The organism is Streptomyces sp. NPDC051243 (genome assembly GCF_044455405.1).
In the GTDB taxonomy this organism is placed as follows: domain Bacteria; phylum Actinomycetota; class Actinomycetes; order Streptomycetales; family Streptomycetaceae; genus Streptomyces.
This window is the reverse complement of record NZ_JBITES010000004.1, coordinates 372,566-397,091: the sequence shown is the minus strand read 5'-3', so window position 1 is coordinate 397,091 and position 24,526 is coordinate 372,566. Positions and strand designations below refer to the sequence as shown.

Annotated in this window: 17 protein-coding genes and 4 pseudogenes; 14 read left to right on the top strand and 7 right to left on the bottom strand. The window is 70.7% G+C overall.

Going from position 1 to position 24,526, the window contains the following annotated elements; genetic code table 11:
• Positions 1–49 precede the first annotated feature (49 nt).
• Positions 50–1,030, bottom strand: a complete 981-nt coding sequence (locus ACIBAG_RS12370) for a hypothetical protein (RefSeq protein ID WP_399103964.1) — start codon at positions 1,028–1,030, stop codon at positions 50–52.
• 96 nt (positions 1,031–1,126) lie between these two features.
• Between ACIBAG_RS12370 and ACIBAG_RS12365 the strand changes: the two genes are divergently transcribed.
• Complete coding sequence (locus ACIBAG_RS12365; RefSeq protein ID WP_399103963.1) at positions 1,127–1,654, top strand: hypothetical protein; 528 nt, start codon at positions 1,127–1,129, stop codon at positions 1,652–1,654.
• 23 nt (positions 1,655–1,677) lie between these two features.
• Here the strand turns inward: ACIBAG_RS12365 and ACIBAG_RS12360 are convergent, their stop codons facing one another.
• Together ACIBAG_RS12360 and ACIBAG_RS12355 are read right to left on the bottom strand one after the other, a co-directional pair.
• The gene (locus tag ACIBAG_RS12360; RefSeq protein ID WP_399104509.1) at positions 1,678–1,911 is read right to left on the bottom strand and encodes an SCO4225 family membrane protein; all 234 of its coding nucleotides are present in this window, start codon (positions 1,909–1,911) and stop codon (positions 1,678–1,680) included.
• Positions 1,912–1,993: 82 nt separating this feature from the next.
• Positions 1,994–2,509, bottom strand: a pseudogene (locus tag ACIBAG_RS12355) (response regulator); the annotation flags it as partial.
• Between the two features lie 15 nt (positions 2,510–2,524).
• On the opposite strand from ACIBAG_RS12355, the pseudogene ACIBAG_RS12350 reads away from it, so the two are divergent.
• The 6 genes and pseudogenes from ACIBAG_RS12350 to ACIBAG_RS12325 all read left to right on the top strand — a co-directional run.
• A pseudogene (locus tag ACIBAG_RS12350) lies at positions 2,525–2,602 on the top strand (hypothetical protein); the annotation flags it as partial.
• 25 nt (positions 2,603–2,627) lie between these two features.
• Positions 2,628–2,756 (top strand): annotated as a pseudogene (locus ACIBAG_RS12345) (DUF5707 domain-containing protein); the annotation flags it as partial.
• A gap of 285 nt (positions 2,757–3,041) precedes the next feature.
• Positions 3,042–5,108, top strand: a complete 2,067-nt coding sequence (locus ACIBAG_RS12340; RefSeq protein WP_399103961.1) for a BTAD domain-containing putative transcriptional regulator — start codon at positions 3,042–3,044, stop codon at positions 5,106–5,108.
• 67 nt (positions 5,109–5,175) lie between these two features.
• Positions 5,176–6,090, top strand: a complete 915-nt coding sequence (locus ACIBAG_RS12335; RefSeq protein WP_399103959.1) for a peptidoglycan-binding protein — start codon at positions 5,176–5,178, stop codon at positions 6,088–6,090.
• Between the two features lie 148 nt (positions 6,091–6,238).
• A complete protein-coding gene (locus ACIBAG_RS12330; protein ID WP_399103957.1) occupies positions 6,239–6,805 on the top strand; it encodes a hypothetical protein in 567 nt (188 codons plus the stop codon).
• Between the two features lie 214 nt (positions 6,806–7,019).
• Positions 7,020–9,578 (top strand): GH32 C-terminal domain-containing protein, encoded by a 2,559-nt coding sequence (locus tag ACIBAG_RS12325; protein WP_399103955.1) that lies wholly within the window; start codon positions 7,020–7,022, stop codon positions 9,576–9,578.
• A gap of 90 nt (positions 9,579–9,668) precedes the next feature.
• Here ACIBAG_RS12325 and ACIBAG_RS12320 read toward each other — a convergent pair whose 3' ends face one another.
• Positions 9,669–9,962, bottom strand: a complete 294-nt coding sequence (locus ACIBAG_RS12320; protein WP_399103953.1) for a putative quinol monooxygenase — start codon at positions 9,960–9,962, stop codon at positions 9,669–9,671.
• A gap of 281 nt (positions 9,963–10,243) precedes the next feature.
• Between ACIBAG_RS12320 and ACIBAG_RS12315 the strand changes: the two genes are divergently transcribed.
• From ACIBAG_RS12315 to ACIBAG_RS12300, 4 genes are all read left to right on the top strand, one after another.
• Positions 10,244–11,266, top strand: a complete 1,023-nt coding sequence (locus ACIBAG_RS12315; RefSeq protein ID WP_399103951.1) for a sugar ABC transporter substrate-binding protein — start codon at positions 10,244–10,246, stop codon at positions 11,264–11,266.
• Between the two features lie 154 nt (positions 11,267–11,420).
• On the top strand, positions 11,421–12,434 hold the full coding sequence (locus ACIBAG_RS12310; protein ID WP_399103949.1) for an ABC transporter permease: 1,014 nt from the start codon (positions 11,421–11,423) through the stop codon (positions 12,432–12,434).
• Between the two features lie 2 nt (positions 12,435–12,436).
• Positions 12,437–13,273, top strand: a complete 837-nt coding sequence (locus ACIBAG_RS12305; protein WP_399103947.1) for an ATP-binding cassette domain-containing protein — start codon at positions 12,437–12,439, stop codon at positions 13,271–13,273.
• A gap of 77 nt (positions 13,274–13,350) precedes the next feature.
• Positions 13,351–14,424 (top strand): LacI family DNA-binding transcriptional regulator, encoded by a 1,074-nt coding sequence (locus tag ACIBAG_RS12300; RefSeq protein ID WP_399103945.1) that lies wholly within the window; start codon positions 13,351–13,353, stop codon positions 14,422–14,424.
• A 129-nt stretch (positions 14,425–14,553) separates the two neighbouring features.
• On the opposite strand, the gene ACIBAG_RS12295 is transcribed toward ACIBAG_RS12300, so the two are convergent.
• The 3 genes and pseudogenes from ACIBAG_RS12295 to ACIBAG_RS12285 form a co-directional block, all read right to left on the bottom strand.
• Positions 14,554–15,384: a hypothetical protein gene (locus tag ACIBAG_RS12295; RefSeq protein ID WP_399104507.1), complete on the bottom strand. Its 831-nt coding sequence runs from the start codon at positions 15,382–15,384 to the stop codon at positions 14,554–14,556.
• 171 nt (positions 15,385–15,555) lie between these two features.
• The gene (locus ACIBAG_RS12290; protein WP_399103943.1) at positions 15,556–15,879 is read right to left on the bottom strand and encodes an LAETG motif-containing sortase-dependent surface protein; all 324 of its coding nucleotides are present in this window, start codon (positions 15,877–15,879) and stop codon (positions 15,556–15,558) included.
• Between the two features lie 293 nt (positions 15,880–16,172).
• Positions 16,173–16,467, bottom strand: a pseudogene (locus ACIBAG_RS12285) (hypothetical protein); the annotation flags it as partial.
• Between the two features lie 1,041 nt (positions 16,468–17,508).
• On the opposite strand from ACIBAG_RS12285, the gene ACIBAG_RS12280 reads away from it, so the two are divergent.
• The 3 genes from ACIBAG_RS12280 (at position 17,509) to ACIBAG_RS12270 (ending at position 24,506) form a co-directional block, all read left to right on the top strand.
• A complete protein-coding gene (locus ACIBAG_RS12280; RefSeq protein ID WP_399103941.1) occupies positions 17,509–19,107 on the top strand; it encodes an AbfB domain-containing protein in 1,599 nt (532 codons plus the stop codon).
• A 129-nt stretch (positions 19,108–19,236) separates the two neighbouring features.
• Entirely contained in the window at positions 19,237–20,325 is a 1,089-nt protein-coding gene (locus tag ACIBAG_RS12275; protein WP_399103939.1) for an ALF repeat-containing protein, read from the top strand.
• A 248-nt stretch (positions 20,326–20,573) separates the two neighbouring features.
• The gene (locus ACIBAG_RS12270; protein ID WP_399103937.1) at positions 20,574–24,506 is read left to right on the top strand and encodes a hypothetical protein; all 3,933 of its coding nucleotides are present in this window, start codon (positions 20,574–20,576) and stop codon (positions 24,504–24,506) included.
• The last annotated feature ends 20 nt before the right edge of the window (positions 24,507–24,526 follow it).

The window sequence follows — 24,526 nt, the reverse complement described above, 5'->3', positions numbered from 1 at the left end:
GTCGTCCGGCCGGGTGGCGGACCGCCAGCGGTCAACTGCCGGATGACGGTCAGGAGCGCCGGCGGCGGCGCCAGTACCAGAGCGCGCCGACCGCGGCGGACGCCGTGGCCAGGGTGATGCCGAGAACCGGCCAGCGGCTCTCGGCGATGCGCAGGCCGGTCAGGAAGGTCATGGCGGTGAGGGCGAGCGGCACGAGGAGGGACAGGAGCGCGCGGAGTGCGGCCGTCATCACTTCCGGTTCGAGTCGGGAGGTCCGATGGCGCGGGGCGGGTGCGCTGTCGGCGAAGTAGTAGGCGAGGGCACGGTCTGCCAGGCGGGCGTCGTTGCGCTGGTAGGCCACCGCCAGGTACGGGAGCCACACGAGGGGGGCGACCAGTCCGACCAGGAAGACCACTCCGAGGAGCAGCCACCGCCAGACCTGGACGGCGAGCCGGCGTACGCGTCCGCCCGTGGCCGGGCTCTCGTCGTCCGGCGTGAGCAGGCCGAGGAGACGGGCCATGCGCACGGTGACGTCCCACAGGGCCACCCATCGCTTCCAGCGGGCGGGGGCGGCGGCGGGGGCGGCGCGTCCGGTACGGGTGAGCGCGTCCTGCGCCTGCCGGGTGTCCTCGTAGACGCCCTGGAGGACGAGGAGTTCCCCGGCGCGGGCGCTCGCGGTGGGGTCGCGGCCGTCGAGGGCGGCCAGTTCCAGGAGCGTACGTGCCTGGCGGAGCAGCGCCGCGCAGAACGCGACGGGAATGAGCAGCAGGAACGGGCCGCCCACGAGGGCGCCCTCCGATACGACGGTCCGTCGGCCGCGAGCGACGACCCGGGCCCGGAGCTCCGCCTCGTCGGCGTCGGGATGGTTCCGCCGAAGAGAGGCGATCGCCTCAGGCACGGCCGGACCGGTACGGCGGACCGCGAAGCCGGCGAGGATCTCGGGCAGATTCCCGGGGTCGGTGACGACCGACGCCAGCAGCGAGCGTTCGGGGGAGGGCTCCTTGCGGGAACCCGCCGTTCTCAGATTCTCCCGGCGCGGCACAAATCGCATCTTCCACGATCCATGCCGTTTTGCCCAAATAATCGGTTCTGTCTCTTGTGCCAGCGCGCCGCGGCCCTTCCCCCGCGTCGTCGGAAGGAGTCAGCGGTGACCAGGAACAAGACCGGCCCGGCCGCGGCCCGCACGGAGCGCCGCGCCGAGCGCCGGGCCCACGCGGACTACACGGGCGGCGTCTACGGATCCATGCTCGCGGCCTCCGTGGTGATCGGCGCGGGCTCCCTGGGCTCGTTCCCCCGCACCGAACTGGTACTGCTGCTGTTGCTCACCGCGGTGGTGTTCTGGATCGCGCACGTGCACGCCCAGCTGTTCGGCGCGCGCCTGGCACTGCAGGCCCTCGACCGCCGGATCGTGCTGCACGTGTGCCGTGACGAGTGGCCGATCGTCAAGGCCGCCGTCCCGCCGGCCGCCGCGGTGGCCGTCAGTCCGCTGCTGGGGCTGGACGTGCGAGGTGCCGTCTGGCTGGCCCTGTGCATCGCCGTGGCCGGCCAGGTGGGCTGGTCCGTGGCCGCGGCGCGCCGCGCCGGTGCGTCGCGGCAGCTCATGGCCGCCACCGCATCGGTCAACCTGCTGCTCGGCCTGCTGATCATCCTTTTCAAGATCGTTCTGACGCACTGAGAACGCGCAGCGGGTGCCGGGGCTCAGGACGCCGCGTCCGGGCGGCCGCCGCGGCGCAGCGCGCGGGTGCACCAGCCGATGATCTCGGCGTTGACCTCCGCCCCGAGAGCGACGGCGCTGATGTACATCGCGGTGTTGTCCGGCAGCACGAGGTACACGAGGCTGGCGGGGGCGGTTGCGAGGAGCGGTATGACACCCGCCGTGGACTCGCTCGAACTGTCGCCCGCCGGACTCCTTGGTTGCGTCGCGGTGGCCAGTAGCCAGTGGTCAGAGGACGGTGGTCAGAGGACGGTGGTCAGAGGTGAGCGCCGGGTGGGTTCCGCGGGCGAGGCCGAGGTCCTACGCGAGGATCGTCGCCTGTACGCGGTCGCGCAGGCCGAGTTTGCGGAGCAGCGCGTTCACGCGGGACTTCACGGTGCCCACGGTGATGCCGAGTCGCTCGGCGATCTCCGCGTTGGTGAGGCCGGCCGCGACCACGGTGAGGACATTGCGCTGGCTGACGGTCAGGACGTCCGGCTCGGGGGAGCTCCCGGCCGGGACCGCGGCGGGCGGGCCGGACGCGTAGTGGCCGATGAGGCGGCGGGTCGCGGAGGGGCGAGCACGCTCTCTCCGGCCGCCACGACCCGGATGCCCTGCACCAGTCCGGAGGGGTGTACGTCCTTTGAGGAGGAAGCCCGAGGCACCGGCGCGCAGTGCGTCGAAGACGTACGCGTCGAGGTCGAAGGTGGTCAGCACGAGAACCCGGGGCGCGTCCTGGCGGCCGGTGGTGATGCGGGTGGCGGCGATGCCGTCCAGCTCGGGCATGCGTACGTCCATGACGACCACGTCGGGGGACAGTTCCTCGGCGGAGTTGGCGCCGGCGGCCTCGCCCTGGCCTCGGCCGCCACGGAACCGGCCCTGGAGAACGGCTCGGCCCGCTACCTGGCTCCGTCCGACGACAGCGCCGGCTCGCTCACCTACACCGTGGACGTGACTGACGACTCGGGCCTCCCGGGACCTCAAGCTCCTTGCCTGGCCCGCGAGTTCGCAGCTCGACCCGACCGAGGCGGAGCTTCGCTCGGCGGAGGTCGCCGAGTGCCGGGGCACCTCGGACGACACCACCCGTTGCACCTACACGCTGAAGGTCACGAAGCGGGAGGCGGCCGAGCTGGACAAGGGCACTGGTGCGTCTCGGCACTGGCCACGGCCAAGGACGGGGACACGGCGTTCGTACCCCGCGCCGCCACCTTCGACGTCACACGCTGACCCTCGGGCAACAACACGAGGACAACAGCGGAGCAACAAACCATTGGTTGACTGCGGAAACAGTGACCGCTGCCGGAGCTCGCCGTCGCATCCATCGCGTAGCGTGCGAAACCCTGATGTCGCCCAGGAGGTGGCCCGCCCGTTGAACTCACGTCATGGACACGCGATGCGGTTCGGCGTGCTCGGCCCCGTCGAAGTGCTGAAGGGGGACGTTCCCCTCGACCTGGGGCCCCGGCAGCGCCGGCTGCTCCTCGTCCGCCTGCTCCTGGAGGACGGCCGCCCCGTCTCCCAGCACACCCTCTGCCGCGACCTGTGGCCGACGGACCGGCCGACGGGCGCCTCCTCCTCCGTGCGCGCCCACATCAGCCGGCTGCGCGCGGTCCTCGACCCCGTACGGCAGGGCCGGTCCACCATGCTGGTCAGCGGTCCGGCCGGGTACGCCCTGAAGGTGCCCCGCGAGGCACGGGACACGGCCCTCTTCGAGGACTCGCTGGGCAGGGCCCGCGAGGCCCTGAGAAACCGTCAGCTCACCGCCGCCCGCGCGGAGGTCGACGCGGCGCTCGGGCTGTGGCGCGGCGAGGCCCTGGCGGAGGCCGCCGAGCACGCCTTCGCGACACGCGAGCGCACCCGGCTCGACGGCGCCCTCCAGGACGCCAGGGAGCTGCAGGCCGTGATCCTCGTCCAGCAGGGCGAGACGGAACCGGCGATCGACGTCGCCGAGGGCCTCGTACTCAAGGCACCGCTGCGGGAGACCTCCTGGGCGCTGCTGATGCGGGCGTTGTACGCGGCCGGACGGCCGGTCGAGGCACTGCGGCAGTACGAGCGGTTCCGCCACATGCTGGCCACGGAGCTCGGCCTGGATCCCAGCCCCCAACTGCGGGACCTGCACACCGCGATCCTGCGGCACGATGTCGGCGTACTCGGCACCCCTCCCACGGCTTCGTCCGGTACGAGCCTTTCCCCTGGTCTTCCTTCCCGCCCCGACTTCACCGCCGCGTCCGCCGCGTCCGCCGCGTCCGTCGCGCCTCTGCGTCCAGACCCAGGACCTGTCCCCGCCACCACCCCCTTCGTGGGCCGCGACGAGCAGACCGCGCAACTGGTCGGCCTGCTGTCGGCCGCGGCCGCGGGTCGCCCCCAGTGGGCCGTGGTCAACGGAGAGCAGGGGTACGGCAAGACCCGGCTGGTGGAGGAGCTGTCCGCCCGGGCCGCGGCAGCGGGGTTCACCGTCGCCCGCACCAAGGGCGGTCAGGCGCTCAGCGGGAACCGTGGGGTCTTCCAGACCTGCCCGACCGTCCAGCTCCTGGACGCGCTGCGGCAGGACGGCACCGACTCCGCGCAGGACGAGGTCGCGCAGAAGGACCCGCTCGGCACGGTCGTCCATGAACTCACCCAGGCACCCACGCTGTGTGTCGTCGACGACCTCGACCAGGCACCGCAGGGCTTCCACCGCCTGCTCAGGCGGCTCGCCAAGGTGGTGCGGGAGGCGCCCGTCCTCTTCGTCTGCACCCTGCGCAATCCCGACGCCCCCGTGTCCAGCATGCTGCTCGCGGACCTGGCCCTGCTCGGCGCGACCTGGCTGACCCTGGAGCCGCTGACCGCCGACGGCGTGGCCGAGCTGCTCGCGGCGCGCGGCGAGGACGTCCCGCCCGAGGAGGTGGCGGCGCTGCACCGGCGTACGGAGGGCCACCCGTTCGCCTTGGCCGAGCTGCTCAAGCTGCCACCCGGCCGGCGCACCGGGCCGCAGGCAGGGATACCGGCCGCGGTACGCAACGTCCTCCATGCGAGGCTGGTCGAGCTGCCGGATCCGGCCCGGACCATGCTCACCTACGCCGCCGCCGACGGCGAATGGCTCGACGTCGGTCTCCTCGCGGACGTCCAGGGGCTCGCACCGGACGAGCTGCTGCCGCTGATCGACGCCGCCGTCACCGCCCGGGTCCTGGTCTGGGACGGTGACCCCGCCGTGGGTGGCACCGGCCGCTACCGGTTGCCCGAACTGCCCCGCGACGTCGTGCTGAGTACCCAGACCCCGTCCTCAAGGCAACTCCGGCACGCGGCGCTCGCCCGCGAGCTGGCCGGCCGCTCCGACACCGACCCGGCCCGGCTGGAGCGGCACCTGCGCGCGGCGGGCCCCATGGCGCCGGCGCCGGCCCGAGCCCCGGCCGCCGCCCCCGCCCCGAGCCGGCCGTCCGCCCTGGGACAAGGGCACTGATCCTCGTTCCCGCTTCTCCCCCGCCTCGCCCGAACCGGCGAGCCCACACTCGACCCAGGAGTCTGTGATGACCACCAAGACGGGCCCACAGAGATACCCCGGCGCCAGCCGGGCGAACTGGTACCAGGACGACTTCGGCGGTGACCCGATGCAGGTCAACGTCGTCGTCCTGCACACCACGGAGGGCCGCACCCTTCCCGGATACGGCGGCGGCTCGTCCGCCCCGAATCTGACGGCGGTCCCCGATCTCGCCGCCAAGAAGCTGAAGTGGTACCAGCACTTCGACATAGAGACCTCCTCCAGGGCGCTGGTCAACCTGCGGGGCGGCGTCGAGACGAACACCATGAACGTCTGCCAGGTCGAGCTGGTCGGCACCTGCGACCCGAAGACCCACGCGAAGTGGAAGACCGCGGAGCAGGCGCACATCTACTGGCCGGACGCCCCCGACTGGGCGCTGCAGGGCGTCGCCCGCTTCCTGGCCTGGATGCACGAGGAGCACGGCGTACCGCTGTCCGGCCCGAAGGCGTGGCCCGCGTACCCCACGTCGTACGGGAGCGGCGGCCAGCGGCTGACGGGTGCGCGGTGGGCGGACTTCAAGGGCGTGTGCGGGCACATGCACGTGCCCGAGAACGTCCATGGCGACCCCGGCGCCATCGACTTCGCGAGGATCGTCAAGTACGCGAAGGCCGAACTGGACGTGGACGACGACACCCCGGAGACGACCACACCCACCAAGCCGAAGGTTCCCGCGTTCCCGGGACGCAAGTACTTCGTGGCCGGGGCCTCGAACGCGTATGTCCTGCAGCTCGGCAAGCAGTTGGTGAAGCGCGGCTTCGGCGACCACTACAAGGTCGGCCCGAGCAGGACCTGGGGCGAGGCGGACCGGCTGAACGTGCGGGACTTCCAGAAGTCGCGCAAGGAACTGCGCGGCGACGCCGACGGCAACCCCGGACCGCTGACCTGGCGCCTGCTGTTCTCCTGAGACCACGGGGGCGTGGCTCCGAAAGGACGGCCGCCCACGCCTTCCGGCGGAGGCCAGGAGGCGGCCGTCCTTTCGTGAGTCACTGCCCACGTCATCCGCACATCACCTCTATACACACCGCGTATACACGCCGTGTAGAGTCTTTCGCATGAGCAAAGCGGCATCGAACCAGGACGGGAACCGGCTTGCGTCAGAGCAGACGCCGAAGGAATCGCTCGCGGGGCCGGAAAGTGACTTGCCGCGCTACCGGGTCGAGTTGGAGAGCTCCGGTGAGGGAATCAGGCGGGTGCATCATGTCCACGCGGGCTCGATGGAGGAGGCCCTGGTAGCGGTCCGTGAAGCGGACCACTGGCCGAGCAGCGGGCCCGGCAGCGACCCCAGCAGATTCCGAGTTGTGGAGGCAACCGAGCAGAGCGCCTCCAGCGAGGCCCGGCACCGGAGAAACGCGCGGCGACGACACATCAACACCATGGTGGAAGCAGGCCTCGCTGCGTTGGGCAAGACCGCACCCGATCGCCCGGATCAGGAGTTCCTCGACGTCCTGTGCGACTTCTTCACCCGGGCCGTCGTCATGCCCGGGCACTTCGCCTTCCCCTCAGCGGACACGGAGCCCGATCCCCTACTGAACGGCGACGACGCGGCGTGCGTCCTGGCCGAGTTTCTTACGACTCATCTCGCCCATCACGGCTTGAAGGTGGAACGAGCTCCCGCGTGAGAGCCGGCTCCTTGCATCCGACCCGTTGACGCACCGACAGGGCTGCGCTTCATAATCGGGCACTCGATGTCATCGATGACACATGTCAACGATGACACCCCCGGGTCGGCGGCGTGGACGTCGGCGCCGGCCCGGGGTGTGTGACTTTTCGGTCCGTCCGCGCCGGGGCCGCAGTAAGCAGCCGCGCGGACGAGCCGCGGGACTAGGAGAGACCATGAGCTCTGTACGCGTATCCCGGCATGCCCGCATACGGATGATGGCGGCGGTGGCGACCGTCTGCGCCCTGTCCGCAACCCCGCTGACCCCCCGGGCCGTCGCTGCCGACATCCCGCCGTACACCGAGACCTACAGACCCCAGTTCCACTTCACTCCGCAGAAGAACTGGATGAACGACCCCAACGGCCTCGTCCACTACAAGGGCGAGTACCACCTCTTCTACCAGTACAACCCGAACGGCAACTCCTGGGGCGACATGTCCTGGGGGCACGCGGTCAGCAAGGACCTCGTGCACTGGGAGGAGTTGCCGCTCGCCCTGTCGCACGACGACGAGGAGATGGTGTTCTCCGGCAGCGCGGTCGTCGACTGGAACAACACCACCGGGTTCGGCACGAAGAAGAACCCGCCCATGGTGGCGATCTACACCAGCGCCTACAAGAACGGCGGCAAGCAGGCCCAGTCGCTCGCCTACAGCACCGACCGCGGCCGCACCTGGACCAAGTACCAGGGCAATCCCGTCATCGACATCGGCTCCACCGACTTCCGCGATCCCAAGGTGCAGTGGTACGCGCCGACCAGGAGCTGGCTGATGACGGTGTCGCTGTCCGCCGAGCACAAGGTGCGGTTCTACTCGTCCAGGAACCTCAAGGACTGGGACCTGCTCAGCGAGTTCGGGCCGGCGGGTGCGACGGGCGGCGTGTGGGAGTGCCCCGACCTGTTCCCGCTCGCGGTCGACGGGGACCCGGACAACATCAAGTGGGTTCTGGTGGTCAACATCAACCCCGGTGGGATCGCGGGCGGTTCGGCCGCCCAGTACTTCATCGGCGACTTCGACGGCAAGAAGTTCACCGCCGAGGACAAGGGCACCTACACCCCGCCCAACGGCAAGATCCTGCAGGACTTCGAAAGCGCCGGCTTCGCTGAGTGGACGACGACAGGAACCGCGTTCGGCCAGGGACCGGCAGCCGGGGCGGTGGACGGGCAGGGGGCGGTCACCGGCTTCGACGGCAAGGGCCTCGCCAACAGCTTCCACGGCGGTGACGGCACCACCGGCACCCTCACCTCGCCCCAATTCACCGTCGACAGCCCCTATTTGAACTTCAAGATCGGCGGCGGGCGGCATCCGCACGAGGCCGGAACCGTCATGGAGCAGACGCCGCCCGAGGGGACGGTCCTCGCCGACTTCGAAGGCGGCACCTACGGCGACTGGACGGCGACCGGGGACGCCTTCGGCACCGCGCCGGCCACCGGCACACTCCCCGGCCAGCAGAGCGTCTCCGGCTTCCTGGGGAATGGCCTGGTCAACACCTTCCTGAACGGCGACTCGACCACCGGCACCCTCACCTCGCCCGAGTTCACCATCGACCAGAAGCACATCAACTTCCTCATCGGCGGCGGCAACCACCCGGCCGGCTCCGCCAACCCCACCGCCGTCGAACTCCTCGTGGACGGCCAAGTCCTGCGCACCGCCACCGGCAAGGACGCCGAGGCACTCGACTGGGCCTCCTGGGACGTCAGCGACCTCGCCGGCAAGAAGGCGCGGATCAGAATCGTCGACGACAACACGGGCGGCTGGGGCCACCTCAACGTCGACCACATCCTGCTGTCCGGCACCCGGGCCCAGCGCGTCTCCCGGGAGACGTCCGTCAACCTGCTCGTCGACGGCAAGGTCGTCCGCAGCGCGACCGGCGCCGACAGCGAGACCCTGGATTGGGCGTCCTTCGACATGCGCCCGTACGCCGGCAAACGGGCGCGGATCCAGATCGTCGACAGGAACACCGCCGGCTGGGGCCACGTCCTGGCCGACCGGTTCACCGCCGCCGACGAGCCCGCCGAGTCCGTCGTACAGCGCGCCGACTGGGCCGACTACGGCAAGGACTACTACGCGGCGGTGTCCTGGGAGAACGCACCGGGCGGCAAGCGCTACATGATCGGCTGGATGAACAACTGGGACTACGGCGGCTCCCTCCCCACCTCCCCGTGGCGTGGGGCCCAGAGCATCCCCCGCGAGATGGCCCTGCGCACCGTCGACGGCCGCGTCCGGCTGACCAGCATGCCGGTGAGCAGCGTGAAGTCCCTGCGGGAGAAGCGCCCGGCGACCGCGAGCGGCGTCACGGTCCAGAACGCCTCACAGCCCTTGACCGGACCCGCGGCCAACGGCAGGGCACTGGACATCGAGGCGACCTTCTCCCTCGAGGACGCCGACCGCTTCGGCCTGAAGGTGCGCACCGGCGCGGGCGGCGAGGAGACCGTCATCGGCTACGACGCCACGACACAGGAGCTGTACGTCGACCGCACCCGCTCCGGCGCCGGGGACTTCAACAGCACCTTCCCCGGCGTCCAGACCGCACCCCTGAAGGCCAGGAACGGCAAGGTGGCGCTGCGTATCCTCGTCGACTGGTCGTCCGTCGAGGTCTTCGGCGGCAACGGCGAGGCAGTGATCACCGACCAGATCTTCCCCGACCCCTCCAGCACCGGAGTCGAGGTCTTCGCCGAAGGCGGCACCGCCACCCTCGACCACCTGCGGGCGTGGCGGCTGCGGTCCATCTGGCGGTGACCTGCCTCGGTCCGCGCGCCGGGCCGCCAGGAGCGGCTTCCGGCGCGCGGGCCTCGGCGAGTTGCCGGGCCGAGGCCGGCCCGGCACCGTTCAGGTCAGCGGGTCGAGGAAGGTCAGCACGGAGGCGTCCTCCTCGATCAGCGGGGCGAGCGCGGCGTTGAACGGGCCGCCGTACGGGGCGTTCAGGTGCGCCCGGAAGGCGTCCTCGTCCCGGTACACCTCGAAGATCCAGTAGGCGCGCGGGGCGGACGCCTTGGTGTAGACGTCGAAGGCGAGGTTGCCCTCTTCCTCGCGCACCTTCCTGGCGTAGTCCTGGATCAGGCGCGCGACCTCGTCCTGCGCACCCTCACGGGCGGTGAACTCGGCGAGCAGGGTCTTGTTCACGGTGTGGCGTCCTCCGTGATCCGAGGCGGGGTCATGGTCTGCTCCTCTCTTCGAACGCGCCGGCGAAACGGGCACGTTGCGGGCGGTCGCGGAACGGCTTCGGGCGGGCGAGGGCCGCGGGCGTTGCCGATTTGTGACGGGCGCAAGGCATTGACGTTGCCCGGAGGCGGAGTCCATCATCCTCGCCAAGCAGTGTCAACGATGACATAAGTCAACGATGACACCTCGGGACGGCATTGCCCGATGCCGGCCGCTCGCCCGCGATCCCGCAGGAGTTGTTCATGTCACGCATCTCTCGTCTGCCCTCCTCCCTGCTCAGAGCCGCTGCCTGCACGGGTGTCGCAGCCCTCACCCTGACCGCCTGCGGATCCGGATCCGGAGCGGGCACCGGGAGCACCGGATCGGGCACCGTCAAGGTCGGTCTGATCACCAAGACCGACACCAACCCGTTCTTCGTGAAGATGAAGGAGGGCGCCGAGAAGGCCGCCAAGGAGAACGGTGTCGAACTGTCCACCGCGGCGGGCAAGTTCGACGGCGACAACGCCGGTCAGGTCACCGCCATCGAGAACATGGTCGCCGCCGGTGTGAAGGGCATCCTGATCACGCCGAGCGACTCCAAGGCGATCGTGCCGGCGATCGAGAAGGCCAAGGCCAAGGGCGTTCTGGTCATCGCCCTGGACACCCCGACCGACCCGGAGAGCGCGGTCGACGCCCTCTTCGCCACCGACAACCTCAAGGCCGGCGAGCTGATCGGCGAGTACGCCAAGGCCGCCATGAAGGGCAAGCCGGCCAAGATAGCCACCCTCGACCTCGCGCCGGGCGTCTCCGTCGGCGTCCAGCGGCACGACGGCTTCCTGAAGGGCTTCGGCATCAAGGAGGGCGACCCCTCGATCGTCTGCTCCCAGGACACCGGCGGCGACCAGGCCAAGGGCCAGACCGCCATGGAGAACTGCCTGCAGAAGTCGCCCGACATCAACGTCGTCTACACCATCAACGAGCCGGCCGCGCTGGGCGCGTACACCGCGCTCAAGGCCAAGGGCCGGGAGAAGGACGTCCTGATCGTCTCCGTCGACGGCGGCTGCACCGGCACCCAGGCCGTCAAGGACGGCAAGATCGCCGCGACCTCGCAGCAGTACCCGCTGAAGATGGCCGCCGAGGGCGTCAAGGCCGTCGCGACGTACGCCAAGGACGGCGAGAAGGCATCCGGCTACACCGACACCGGCGTCACCCTGATCACCGACAAGGCGCAGGACGGGGTCACGTCCAAGGACACCGCCTACGGCCTGGAGAACTGCTGGGGCTGAGCCTCCGGCGCCCGACTGCCGCCGTAGCCGCCGCCGTTCGACACCTCAGCGGGGCGGCCGGACCCTCCTCCCCGGCCCGGGACGGCCGCCCTCTCGTCCTCCCACCGTCCGACAAGGACGCACAAGGACTCGAGTCTTCCGAGAAGGACCTCGCATGACTGCCACGTCCACGCCACCCTCCACATCCACGCCGTACGCGGAGCTCAAAGCGCCGACCACGATCCGCAGACTGCTCACGCAGCCGACCACCGGACCGCTGGCCGCCCTCCTGTTGGCCTGTGTCTTCTTCTCCGTCTCGACCGACCAGTTCCTCACCGGCGGGAACTTCTCGCTGATCGTGCAGCAGGTCATGGTCGTCGGCACGCTGGCCATCGGCCAGACGCTGATCATCCTCACCGCGGGCATCGACCTGTCCTGCGGAGCCGTGATGGCGTTCGGCAGCATCATGATCGCCAAGATGGCCGCCGAGGGCACCCTCCCGCCGCTCGCGGCGATCGCCCTGGGCCTGGTCGTCTGCGGCGGCTTCGGCCTGCTCAACGGGGCGCTGGTGCAGAAGATCCCGCTGCCGCCGTTCATCGTCACCCTCGGCATGCTCAACGTGGCGTTCGCGCTGACCCACATCTACTCCGAGGAGCAGACGGTCACCAACCTGCCCGGCCCGCTCACGGCCCTCGGGCAGACCTTCCCGCTCGGCAAGACCGACATCACCTACGGCTCGCTGGTCACCATCGCCCTGTTCCTGGCCTTCGCCTACGCACTGAGCAGCACCGGCTGGGGCCGGCACGTCTACGCCCTCGGCAACAGCCCGGAAGCGGCGCGGCTGAACGGCATCCGCACCTCCCGCCTGACCATCGGCGTCTACACCGTGGCCGGCGTCCTCTACGGCATCGCCGCCCTGCTGCTCATCTCCCGCACGGGAGTCGGCGACCCGCAGGCCGGGCAGACCGACAACCTCGACAGCATCACCGCCGTGGTCCTCGGCGGCACCAGCCTCTTCGGCGGGCGCGGTTCGGTGCTCGGCACGTTCATCGGCGTCCTGATCGTCGGCGTCTTCCGCAACGGACTGCAGCTGATGGGCGTCGCCTCGATCTACCAGACCCTGATCACCGGAGTCCTGGTGATCCTCGCGGTGACCGTCGACCAGATCTCCCGGAAGAAGGCCCGTTGACCATGACCGCCAACAGCTCCCCCACCCCTGTCCTGCAGGCCCGCGGTCTGGTCAAGCGCTACGGCCACGTCACCGCCATCGACGGCGCCGACTTCGACCTGCTGCCCGGCGAGGTCCTCGCCGTCATCGGCGACAACGGCGCCGGGAAGACCAGCCTGATCAAGGCCCTCACCGGCGCGGTGGTCCCCGACGCGGGCGAAATACGCCTCAACGGCGAACCCGTCACCTTCTCCGGTCCGCAGAGCGCCCGGGCCCACGGCATCGAAACCGTCTACCAGGACCTCGCGGTGGCCGCCTCCATGGACATCGCGTCGAACATGTTCCTCGGCCGCGAACTGCGCCGCCCCGGCTTCCTCGGCAGCGCGTTGCGCATGCTCGACAAGAAGCGCATGCGCCGGGAGGCCGCCGAGCACATGGCCGACCTGAAGATCGGCCTGCGCTCGCTGACCCAGTCGGTCGAGACCCTCTCCGGCGGACAGCGGCAGGCCGTCGCGGTCGCCCGCGCCGTCGCCTGGGCCCGCAGCGTCGTCGTCATGGACGAACCCACGGCCGCCCTCGGCGTCAAGGAGTCCGGACAGGTCCTCGACCTGATCCGCCGCGTCCGCGACAAGGGCATGCCGGTCGTGCTGATCAGCCACAACATGCCGCACGTCTTCGAGATCGCGGACCGGATCCACGTCCACCGGCTGGGCAGGCGCGCCGCCGTGATCAAGCCCTCGGACTACTCCATGGCCGAGGTCGTCGCCATCATGACCGGCGCGCTCAGCGTCGACGAGGCCGGAGGTACTGTCGTAGCGGATTCCGAGGCCGCGAAGGCCGCCGGAGTGCAGGCCACCTGACAGCGCAACCCGCTCTCGCACGTTCCGGCCGAGGCCGCGGCCGGAACCCCGGGAGCACTCAGGAGACGGTTTCCTCCATGGCAGCGAGCCGCCGCCCCACCCTGGCCGACGTCGCCCGAGAAGTAGGTGTCAGCGCCAAGACGGTCTCCCGTGTCCTCAACGAGGACGGCCCCGTCTCGGCGCAGACGCGGGAACAGGTGCTCGCCGCGGTGGCCAAACTGGGCTTCCAGCCGAACCTCATGGCACGCAACATGCGCGTCGGCGGCCCGGACACCACCATCGGACTGGTCATTCCCGACCTCGCCAACCCCTTCTTCGGAGCTGTGGCCCGCGGCATCGAGGACACGGTCCGCGACCGCGGCCTGACCCTGCTCATGGGCTCCTCCGCGGACGACCCCGACCGCGAACGCGCCCTGACCGCCAAGTTCCTCGCCCGGCGGGTCAGCATCCTGATCGTCGTGCCGTCCGTCGGCGCCGACCACTCCGACCTCAAGTCGCACCGTACGGCGGGGCTGCCCATCGTCTTCCTCGACCGCCCCGGAGTCGGCCTGTCCACGGACAGCATCGTCAGCTCCAACCGTGCCGGGGCCCAGGAGGGCGTCGCCCACCTGATCGCCCACGGGCACCGCCGCGTCGGCTTCGTCGGCGACCTGCCCGTCAGGCTGTACACCCGCCGCGAACGCCTCGCCGGATACCGCACGGCCCTGCAGGAAGCCGGCATCCCCTACGACCGCTCGCTCGTCGCCGACGCACACGACCAGCGGGGCGCTCAGGCCGCGACCTCCCGACTCCTCGAACTGGCCGATCCCCCCACGGCCCTGTTCGCCGGCAACAACATCATGGCGCTCGGCATCGTCGCCGAACTCGCCCGCAGCAAGCGCAAGGACGTCGCCGTCGTGGCCTTCGACGACCTGTCACTCGCCGAGGCACTGGAACCGGCTCTGACGGTCGTCGCCCAGGACCCGGAGGAAATCGGCCGCAGCGCCGCGGCCACCGCCCTGTCCCGCCTCGACGGCGACCGCTCCCGGGCCCGCACCATCACCGTTCCCACCCGGCTGGTCGTTCGCGGTTCGGGGGAGCAGCCGGCGCCCAAACCGATCACGCAGGCACGTTGCCTTGCTCACACCGAGGGCGGCCCCGCGGCCTGTTGACAGTCGCTCAGACTATGCGTCGCGGCAGCGACAGCGCGGCAGATCGTCGTGTGCATCCGCAAAACGGCACCTCCGCAAAACAGCACACTGGAACCAGCCGACGCCTGGTTCAGGCCTCGGGCGCCTGATTCAGTTCCCGGTCGCCCGGGCCGAGCGGAGTCGAGCGCGCAGGGCGGGCACCCGGGCGCAGTCTGCGGGTTCGGCCAGGCCCTCGCCCAGGGCCAGGAGTGAAAGGAGCTGCACCGGGCGGCCGGTTGTGGCCGCGGCCTGCAGTTTGTGGTGGCCGTCGAGGAGGAAGTGCGTCAGGCCCCAGTGCCGGTGGTGGTCGGTCGGCTGGCCGGCGGCGGGTTCGCACACGTCCAGCGTCGATACCGCCACAGCGGTCGGGACCGTTGCCCGGCCCATGAGTTCGGCGTACGCCTCGACGCGCTCCCTCGTGTTCCACGTCGGGGGGACCATGGGCACGACGAACTCATAGAGGTGAGCGGACGCGTCGACCGCGGTCTCGAAGGTCCGGTAGTACGGCGTGTGCGGGTACTCCGGGAGGCCCCAGAACTGGTCGACCCCCCACGTGGTCACCTGCTCGCCGCTGAAATAGTCGCCTTCCTGGCCGGGCGCGACCAGACGGGGCTCCACGCGGAGCAGCAACGGAAGGTACTCGCCCTCCGGCAGCAACGCACCGAACGCCTCCGTCACGCCGCCGTCGTCCGGACCGGCCAGCGTGCCGGTGAGCGTCTCCTGCACGCTCTGCAGCGACAACGTCTGCCGGGCGGTGTCCAGTCGGCGGAACAGGAACGGGCACGTTCCGCACCAGAAGCTGAGCTCGAAGGCGGGTTCCCCGTCGACCACGAGCAACCTGCGCCCCGGCCCGGCGCCGGTCTCCCGCTGCTCGGCCTCGAAGCGCAACCGCGCCTCAGCGGCCGGAACGCCGAGCCTACGGGGCTCGCCCGCACTGATCATCACGGACCGACGGTACGGGACGCTGCGGATCGGCACCACCGGCTACCGGGCGCCACAACGCCGAGGTTCGCGACCTCGCGGTCGGAGCAGAGCACAGGCACTCGGACCGGGAGACGGGCCGGGCCCGACTCCCCTCGGGGAACCGGGCCCGGTCGCGTCTCGCTCCGCCGGTCAGGCGGTGGCGCCCGCCTTACGACGACGGGCGACGACCACCGCGCCGGCGCCGAGCACGAGTGCCGCGCCGCCCGCCAGGGCGACCTTCGGCAGAACGTCGCTCGAGCCGGTCTCGGCGAGCGAGCCGCTGCCGCCGTTGCCGTTCACCGGAGTGGTGGAGGAGCCACCCTGCTCGGTGGTGTTGTCGGTGGTGCCGGGCTTGCCCTCGGTGCCCTCACCATGGTCCGCGTCGTCGGCCTTGGCCAGGATCTGGAACTCGTGGTGGTCGAAGTCCGGGTAACCGCCGCAGGATCCGTCCGCGTTGACGTAATCGGCCGTCATGAAGACGGCGCCCTGGCCGGCCGGGGATGTCCGCGTCGACCTTCAGCCGAAGCTTGACGTCGAGCGAGGTCTTCGCCTCGAGGGAGCCGATGGACGATTCGTCCATCAGGTCGACGTCGTGCTTGGGCTCGGGGACGCACTCGTCGCCCGGCTCCTCCCCCTCCTCGGCCTCGGCGTCCGCGAGCGCCTGCTTCGCGTCGTCCAGCTTCTTCTCGGCCTCGTCCCGCGGCTACTGAAGAAGGTCGATCTTCCGGGCCTGGGCGACGAGGGCGTCGTCGTGGGCGGTCCTCGCAGCGCATCGCCCAGGCGGACGCGCGGTCGGCGATTCGGGCGCGGAGCAGCAGTACGGCGACAGGCGAGTGTGCCGAGCCACAGGATGACGACGGTGACGGCCATCGCGTTGTACAGCGCCTCGTTGAAGGGTGTCTCGTGGTTGAAGTGGCTGCGTTTCCCGCGCACCACCTGCCCGGTGATGGTCACCATCTCGACGAGGCTCGCCAGTGCGAGAACCGTCCCCGCCCCCCAGCCCTCGCGTCGTCCGCTGGGCAGAAACGACAGCATCCAGGCCAAGGAGAGGCAGTACGCCAGGCGACCTCCGGCCAGGATGGCGCGGCACCGTCGGGCGACAGGGTGCGGATCGCCGTCACCGTACCGCTCGCGTTCTTCACTCTGGTCTGGGTCCGGTAATAGCGGCTCGACGTCGACAGGTTGCAGACGTTCCAGGCCGGCGTCCATGCCGCCTCGGCGTTCATGGCCGGCGTCACGGTGACCGCGATCCCGGCCGCCGCGGCGACGGAAACCCCTGCAAGAACGCGACGCTGCACCGAACGCCGATGACGCGCGCTGCACGCGGAGCCACCCTCATCCCCCCCAGTTCTTGTCGTGACTTGGGCACAGCCGTTACACAGGCTGCCTGCACGTGCTTGCACCAATGCCCAGCCCCGCATAACCCGCTGCGACAACCCGAGTTCAAGTTCAGTAACGAACTACCGGCAGTCGCCACCGCCGACAATATGCACCCGGCAAGGAAATCATTGCGTGGCTCGGTAAATGTGGGTTAGGGTCCTGATGACCAGCGTGACCGGGCGGCGTGCCGGAGGGGACCGACGCGGCAGTGATGCTTCGACGGACCGGATGCCCCGGGTATTTCATTAGTGGGGGGAAATCGTGGGGCGTAGGCCCGTGCATTCCGTCATCATCATGACGGACGTCTGTGCTGCTGTGGTGCCGAGCGGACCTGCCGGCCATGGTGCGGCGAGTAATTGCCTTCCTGTGACGCTTCCGAGTTCGTCCAGGTGACGGTTTCCCTTCACGTTTTTCTTCACATTCACCGGTTCGGGCAGGACCGTCAGGTTCCGTAGCCTGCACGACTTCGCGTTCCGGATCACTGTCTCTCGCCCCGGCGGCGTACGAGCGTGACTAGCGCGATGACCGCGCGGGACACACCCGTCTCCACGCCTGCTTCGCGTGCCTGCCGCCCGCCCGCTGAGCGTCGGCGGCAACTCCACCTGTCTGCACCTGTCTGCACCTGTCTCCACCTTTCTCAACCTTTCTCCTGTCGAGCCGCCGATACGCGGCGGCAGAGAGGTCTCACCCCTCGTGAACACCAAGCACCTTCCTTCCACACGCATGCGGCGGATCGTGACGCGCGGCCTCGTGGCCGCCACCGCCCTCACGGCCGTCACCGGCGCGGTCGCGCCGGGAGCAGTCGCCGAAAGCACTCCCACCGTTGGGACATCGGACGTCGCGGCCCGGGCGGCGGGCATCGGGACGACCGACACCCAGCGCGTCGAGGCCGCGGCCGTGGTCCGTCTCGATCCGACCGCAGACGTACTCCTGCTCAGCGACTACGACTTCATCCACGCCCTGTGGCAGAAGGCCGGCGACGCGGGCGAGAAGCTGGACGCCGTGCGCACCGCCGCCGAGCAGGCGATGGCCAGCACGGCCGACGAGGACCACGTGCGGTTCATCGTGTCGGGCGTCCACGAGGCATACAAGCTCGACCAGCAGCGCGAGCGGGAGAAGGCCGAGGCCGAGCGGGCGGCGCGGCTGGCCAAGTCCCAGGTTCTGCTCACCATCGGCATCCCCAGCACCCCGGAACTGCTGGCCCTCAGCGACGACAATTTCATCCGGGCCGTCGCCAGGCACGAGGCGTCCGGCCCCGAGGTACGCGCCGCGGCACTCCAGGCACTGCTCGGCGAGCCGGCGGACTGGCGGGAGTTCATCGTCAACGGCGCCCGCGAGGCCCACAAGCGGGACGTGGCCAAGGAACTGGAGGACCTGGCGGAGCAGGACCGCAAGGAGGCCGAGCGCCGCAAGGAGCTCGCCGCGCGGAAGAACACCGCGGCCCTGTTCCGCATCACGCCTTCCGAGGCCATGCTGACGCTGAGCGATGACAACTTCATCCGTGAGCTGCTGCGCCTGGCCGCCGCCGACCTGCACGGCACCGAGCTGTACACCGAAGGGCAGCGCGCCACCCTCGCCTCCGACCCGGCCGCGTGGAAGGCGTACATCCACACCGGCGCCGAAGCCGCGTACAAGCGCGACGACGAGAACCGGCGCAAGAAGCTCGCGGAGGCGAACCGCAAGCTCGCCCTGCAAATACAGGCCGCCGCGCAGAACGGCGGCGTCAACCCCAACTTGGTCGCGGCGGCCAAGAAGGCCCTGGCCGGCAGCGACGACGACGTCGCGCTGTTCCTGAAGGCGGACACCCAGTACCGACTCAAGCGCCAGTCCCTGAAGGCATGGGGAGACCTCGAGTACGCGCGCCAGTCCAGCGGCGACCGCGGGAAGATCCTCCTCAACGGTTCGCTCAAGTCCACCAGCGCCCTGGCCGACCGCGAGGACGCCACCTGGGTCGTCGTGCCCTCGCTCGCGAGCCAGCCCGGCTGCTACTCCTTCGAGTCCGTGCGCAAGCCGGGCCACTACATCAGGAGCGGCAAGGCCGAGGCGAACGGTCTGCGGGTGGAGATCGCCGCGGACGACCGCAGTGCCGCCTTCCGGAAGAGCGCCACGTGGTGCACTCGCCCGACCCCCCTGACGTCCACGACTCTCGGCCTCGTGTCCTTCACCCAGACCGCCGGCAGTGGAGTGAACTGGCTCGCGCCCACGACGAAGGACGTCTACGCCCATCCCACCTTCGCGTTCCCCCTGCCCGGCGGTGAGGAAGGGGAGCCCAAGAAGGCCCGCATCGCGGGCTGGCGCGTCTCCGCACCGCTGGCTCCCTGACGAGGCACCGGAGGGGACGGCGGCCCCGGCCTGGCGGCGTCGGACCCCCCAGAACACGGCACGCAACTGCACGTAGCGGCAGGAATAAGGAAGAGAGCTGAAGTGGTGGCAGATTCCGCCGGTCGTGGCGTGAGACTTCAGAGGTGGGCCGTGGCCGCGTTGGCGGTCGCCTCGCTGGCCGGTGGCAGCCTGTCCGAGGGCGCGGCGCCCGCCCGGGCGCACGCCGTGGTGGCCGCCGATCCGGCCGGCCCCGCCTCGGCGGCGGTGGCTGCCGCGGCGGACGAGGCACGGGCACGGGTACTGCGGCTGGCCAAGTCGGGTCTGCCCGCGGAGATCCGTACCTCGGCGTGGAACGCGCTGCGCAGCACGCGCGGCGACGCGGCGATCGCGGACTGGCTGGCCCCCGGGGGCGGTTACGACGCGGCGAAGCAGCGGCTGCGTGATGCGCGGTCACGCAACCGGGCGTTCTGCGAACGGGTGGTGGCCACGCATCCGGTGGGGTTCTCCCCGGCGGTGCGGTCGGCCGCGGAGCGGGCGCTGAAGGGCACGGATGCCGACCGGGCCGCGTTCGTGAAGACCGGCTACGCCGAGGCGCAGCAGCGTGACCGCATGACGCGGGAGGCCGATGCGCAGCACCGTCTGGAGGTCGCTGAGCAAGACCGTGCCTTCGTACGGGCGCTCGCGGAGGACGACCCGGGTGAGCAGGTGCGGGTGGCGGCGCAGTGGGCTCTGCGGCCCGGCTCCACAGACGCGGACGCCGAAGAGTTCTTCGGCTACGGATGGGCGACGGGTGCCGCCCTGGACGTGGAGGCCTACCGGCTTCGGGTGGCGGACGCCGAGGTCCGGCGCCACCACGTGCTGGCGTCGCTGATCGCGCAGGCGGTGGCCGCCGAAGAGGCGTTGAAGTCGTCGGCGGACGCGGCGAAGGCGCGTGCGGAGGCCGAGCGGGCCTGGCATGCGGTGGCCGAGCACGCGGACGGTGCGCAGAAGTCGTGGCTGGCCGAGCTCGACACGGCCATGGTGCAGGCGGGGAACTGGCAGAACATCGCCCGGCTGGCCAAGGAGAGCGCCGACGGCCTCTGGCAGAAGATCGTCACGCCGGCCGAGGCCCGCCAGGACGACTGGGCCAAGGAGCAGACGGAGGCCGGTCTGACGGCCACGTTCTGGAAGGACATGGCCGCCCGGGCCCGCGACAGCGAGAACCGCGTCAAGGGCTGACGCCACGGGTCGGCGCGCTGCGCCGGTTCCGTACCGCCGAGTCCGCGGCCGTGGCTCCGGCCGGTTTCCCCTGCCCGCGCATTGCGGGCAGGGGGCTTCTTCAGGCGGTCTTCTGTCGCCGGCCTCTCATACCCGTCTGCCGACCGATTTCATTGAAGGAGTTTTTTGTGGGGGGAAGAATCAGGACCCGAGCCGGGCAGATACGTGGCCGTGCACCAGGCCTGACGGTCAAGGTCGTGTCAACCGTCATGGCACTGGCCATTCTCGGCGGTGTGGCCGGGGAAGCGAGGGCTGCGACCTCGCCGCGGCCGGGTGACACGGTCGTGCTTACGCGGGAACTGGCCGGGCTGCCGAAATCGGAGACCGGCGCACCTCCGGCACGTTCCGCCTTGGACGACATCAGTGCCGACCAGGACCGGCAATTGGTTGAGGATTTCGCGGAGTTCGACGAGGAGGAGGAAGTCCGCGAGGCCGCCAGGAAGGCGTTGGAAAGTACGGATCCGAACGCGATCCGGGATTTCCTGGAGCGTGGTGAGGCCGAGGCACGGCAGCGCGCCAAGGACAAGCGGGACGAGGCCGATGTCGCCAACCGCCGCCGGATCGAGGCGTTGCGCGGCACGGGCGGCCCGTTCTTCAACGCGGAGGTCGAGCGGGTCCTGAAGGGCACCGCCCGCGACCGGGCCGATTTCCTCGCGTTCGGCGCCGATATAGCGCGGCAGCGGGACAAGGCGACGGAGCAGAACGACAAGGAACGCGCGGCGGAGAACCGCAAGCGGGTCGAGATGCTCGTCGCGGTCGGGGGTCCGGAGGTGAAGCGGGCCGCACAGGCCGCTTTGGCCACGGGTGACGACAAGGTGATCGCCGAGTTCCTCGAGAAGGGCTATACGGTCGCCGCGCGCAAGGACGCGGACGATCAAGCGGCCCACGAGAAGGCGCAGAAGGAGGCGCTGGAGGCGGCGGAGCGGCTGCGCAAGCTGGCGGAGCAGGCGGCCACGGCCGCCGAGGCCCGTACCAAGCTGATTGCCGCGCACGGCAACGCGGTGAAGGCGCTCAAGACCGCGTCGAACGCGATGAACGCGGCGGCCTCGCAGTCCCGGGAGGCCGACCGGATGCTCGCCGCCGACCGGGCCGGCAAGCGCCTGTCCGACTACGGGCCGGTCAAGACCGAGATCGCCCGGCAGGTCGGTATCGCCGAGGACGCGGCCAAGCAGGCGCAGGTGGCGGCGGGCCAGGCCAAGGTGCAGGCCGATGTTCTGGTCGAGACGGGGCTCACCCATGGCGTCCAGTGGTCGCAGGTCGCCTCCGGTATCGCGGACGCGGCGGACGCGGCGGCCAAGGCTGCGGGGACCGCGCAGCACGCGGTGGACGCGTCGGCCGCCGACGCTGCCGGGCTGAACTCAAAGAACCAGGCCGAGTTGCACGCGAAGCAGGCTGCCAAGTGGCGGGCGAACGCCGAGGAGCACGCGAAGGCGGCGGCCCGGCTCGCCGAGGCGGCGGCCAAGCAGGCGAAGATCGCGGCGGACGCCGCGGCCAAGTCCCGCCAGGCCAGGATCGAGGCCGAGGAGGCCGAGAAGCAGGCGTGGGACCACGCCCAGAAGACACGCGCCGCGCGGATCGAGGCTCAGCGTCAGGCCAGGATCGCATCCGAGCAGCGGGCGATCGCCGAACGCGAGCGCGACCTGGCGGCAGCCGCACGGGCGCGGGCCGAACGGGAGCGCGATGTGGCCGCCCAGGCACGTGCGCGTGCCGAGGCCGAAGCACGGACCGCCTCGGCCAAGCGGGCCGACGCGCAGGCCGCCGCGGCCGTGGCGGCCGAGAAGCGGGCCACCGCGCAGACCCAGGAGGGCATCGCCGCCAAGGCCGACGAGCTGGCCAGAGGCGAGGAAACCAAGGCCCGCAACGCCAGGAACAAGGCGGTGGAGGCCGAACGCGTCCACAAGGCGGAAGAGGCCCGGGCGCAGGCGACCGAAGCGCTGGCCGCCAAGGCGAAGGGCACCGAGCACGCCGAGGCAGCGCGTACGGCGGCCACCGAGGCACGATCCGCTGCGAACGCGGCCGGAACGGCTGCCGGGTCGGCCCGTGGCGCTGCCGATCAGGCGTCTGCTGCGGCGGTGCGTTCGCGTTCGGCGGCCATCGAGGCTGCCGGTGCGGCCGCGCGGGCGCGGGCAGCGGCCAGTGAAGCCACGGCGCACGCAGCGCGGGCCAACGCCGCCGCCAACAAGGCCGAAGCGGCCGCTTTCGCGGCGAACGCGGCGGCGAGCAAGGCGGAGTCCGAGGCCGCGGCCACGCGCGCGGCGGCGCAGCGGGCCAATGCCAAGGCGGCCGAGGCCACCGCACAGGAAGCCCGGGCCGGCATCGCCGCCCACGAGGCCTCCCGCCTCGCCGGGCTGGCCGCCATCCGGGCCAACCAGGCCCTCCAGGCGGCCAACCGCACCCGGGAGGAAGCCGACGGCGCCACCAGGGAAGCGGCTATGGCCCGCCTGCAGTCCACCATCGCCGTCCAGGCCGCCACCTCGGCCCGTACCACCGCCGCCGGTATCGCCGAACCGGCCAACACCGCCATCCAGCTCACCGCGCCGTTCACGGGCACCGACGTGAACGCCGACTTCGCTGCGGAGGTGGCCCAGGCCGCCCTGGCGACGGGTCAGGCGGAGGTCACCAAGGCCGAGGCCCGAGCCGCGGAGGCAGTCAAGGCAGCCGAAGCGGCCGAAGCCGCCGCCGCCCGTGCGGGCGCCGAGGTGGGCCCCGCGTTCAAGGCGGCGGCAGCAGCGGCGCGTTCCTCCGCGGACGCGGCACGCTCCTCGGTGGCCGCGATGAAGTCCGCGGCCCAGGCCGCCGAGGACGGAGCCAGGGCCCGGACCGCGGCGGCACGGGCCAACGAAGCCGACGCACAGGCACAGGCCGACGCGAAACTCGCCCGCCAGTCCGCCAACCAGGCATTCGCGGACGCGGCAGCGGCCCGCACTGCCGCCACCCGGGCCGAGGCCGAGGCCGAACGAGCCCGTGGAGCCGCCGCCGACGCGGAGAACCAGGCCGCGGCCGCGGGCAGCGCCGCCACCCTGGCCGAGAAGGAGGCGAGCGTCGCCCAGGGCGCGGCCACTCAGGCGGAGAAGGACGCCGCCGACGCCGGCAAGCTGGCCACGTCCGCCGAGGAGCACGCCAAGTCGGCCGAGACCGCCGCCAAGAACGCCGGTACCTACGCCAAGGAAGCCGACGAGGCGGCCAAGCGGGCCGAGGAGTACCAGCGCGAACTGGAGCGCAAGGAGCGCGAGGAGGCCGCCAGGTCCGGTAAGGACGTCTCCGGCGGCGACCTGACGGAGGCGGAGCGCAAAGCCCTCGAAGCTGCGGGAATCAGCGTGGCGGAGTACGAGGCGGCACGAGCGCTCGCGCAGAAGGACCTGCTCGACTATCTGAAGGAGAACGGCGGCGAACTCCTCGTCGAACTGTTCGCCGAGGACATCAAGGAGTGCTGGGACGCCCCCGACGTCGGGATCTGCCTCTGGGCCATCATCCAGAACCTCGGCCCAGCCAAGGCGCTCAAGATCGCCAGCAAGCTGCCGAAGATAGCGAAGGCCATCGCGGGGATCAACGACTTCCTCGACAAGACGGCCAAGGCGAGGAAGCTCGTCGACAAGGGCGAGAAAGTCATCGAGCGGGTCAAGGCCGTCCTCTGCGACACCAAGCCCAAGCCCAAGGCCATGCAGAAGTCCGGGTCCAAGTCGACCCCGAGGGCATTCACGGCCGCAGCCTCCTCCGGAGGCGGAGGTTTTGACGGCTGGGACGGCTGGGACGGCTGGGACGACTGCGAGTTCATTCCCACTGGCCAGAACCTCCCCGAGAACGGCATCGAGGTCGCCCTCGACACGATCGCGCTGAGGAACCTGCGGGACTACCACTTCGAGGGCGGACGCATGGTCTCCGACAGCAAGGGGCTGTTCAACTCCGACCTCACGCTCGGGGACCTGAGGGACATCTTCTACGGGGCGATGACGGACCAGGGGGGATGGAGGCATGCGAACGGCGGTTCCGCCTACCGTGAGAAGAACGTCTGCCTCGACCCCACGAAGAGGTTCGGCAGGTCTTCCAGGCAGAGCGGAGAGCGGGAAACCCACTGCCTCACCATCGTGGTGAGCGTGCACGGGGATCTGGTGACGATGTACCCGATTCCTCCGACACCCTGAAACGAGAGAGGAGAGCCGGC

Excerpts from the sequence above, each read along its gene's own strand:
- ACIBAG_RS12370 (WP_399103964.1), bottom strand. The coding sequence starts at position 1,030 with ATGCGATTTGTGCCGCGCCGGGAGAATCTGAGAACGGCGGGTTCCCGC.
- ACIBAG_RS12335 (WP_399103959.1), top strand. The coding sequence starts at position 5,176 with ATGACCACCAAGACGGGCCCACAGAGATACCCCGGCGCCAGCCGGGCG.
- ACIBAG_RS12330 (WP_399103957.1), top strand. The coding sequence starts at position 6,239 with ATGAGCAAAGCGGCATCGAACCAGGACGGGAACCGGCTTGCGTCAGAG.
- ACIBAG_RS12325 (WP_399103955.1), top strand. The coding sequence starts at position 7,020 with ATGAGCTCTGTACGCGTATCCCGGCATGCCCGCATACGGATGATGGCG.
- ACIBAG_RS12315 (WP_399103951.1), top strand. The coding sequence starts at position 10,244 with ATGTCACGCATCTCTCGTCTGCCCTCCTCCCTGCTCAGAGCCGCTGCC.
- ACIBAG_RS12310 (WP_399103949.1), top strand. The coding sequence starts at position 11,421 with ATGACTGCCACGTCCACGCCACCCTCCACATCCACGCCGTACGCGGAG.
- ACIBAG_RS12305 (WP_399103947.1), top strand. The coding sequence starts at position 12,437 with ATGACCGCCAACAGCTCCCCCACCCCTGTCCTGCAGGCCCGCGGTCTG.
- ACIBAG_RS12300 (WP_399103945.1), top strand. The coding sequence starts at position 13,351 with ATGGCAGCGAGCCGCCGCCCCACCCTGGCCGACGTCGCCCGAGAAGTA.
- ACIBAG_RS12295 (WP_399104507.1), bottom strand. The coding sequence starts at position 15,384 with ATGATCAGTGCGGGCGAGCCCCGTAGGCTCGGCGTTCCGGCCGCTGAG.
- ACIBAG_RS12290 (WP_399103943.1), bottom strand. The coding sequence starts at position 15,879 with ATGACGGCCGATTACGTCAACGCGGACGGATCCTGCGGCGGTTACCCG.
- ACIBAG_RS12280 (WP_399103941.1), top strand. The coding sequence starts at position 17,509 with ATGCGGCGGATCGTGACGCGCGGCCTCGTGGCCGCCACCGCCCTCACG.
- ACIBAG_RS12270 (WP_399103937.1), top strand. The coding sequence starts at position 20,574 with ATGGCACTGGCCATTCTCGGCGGTGTGGCCGGGGAAGCGAGGGCTGCG.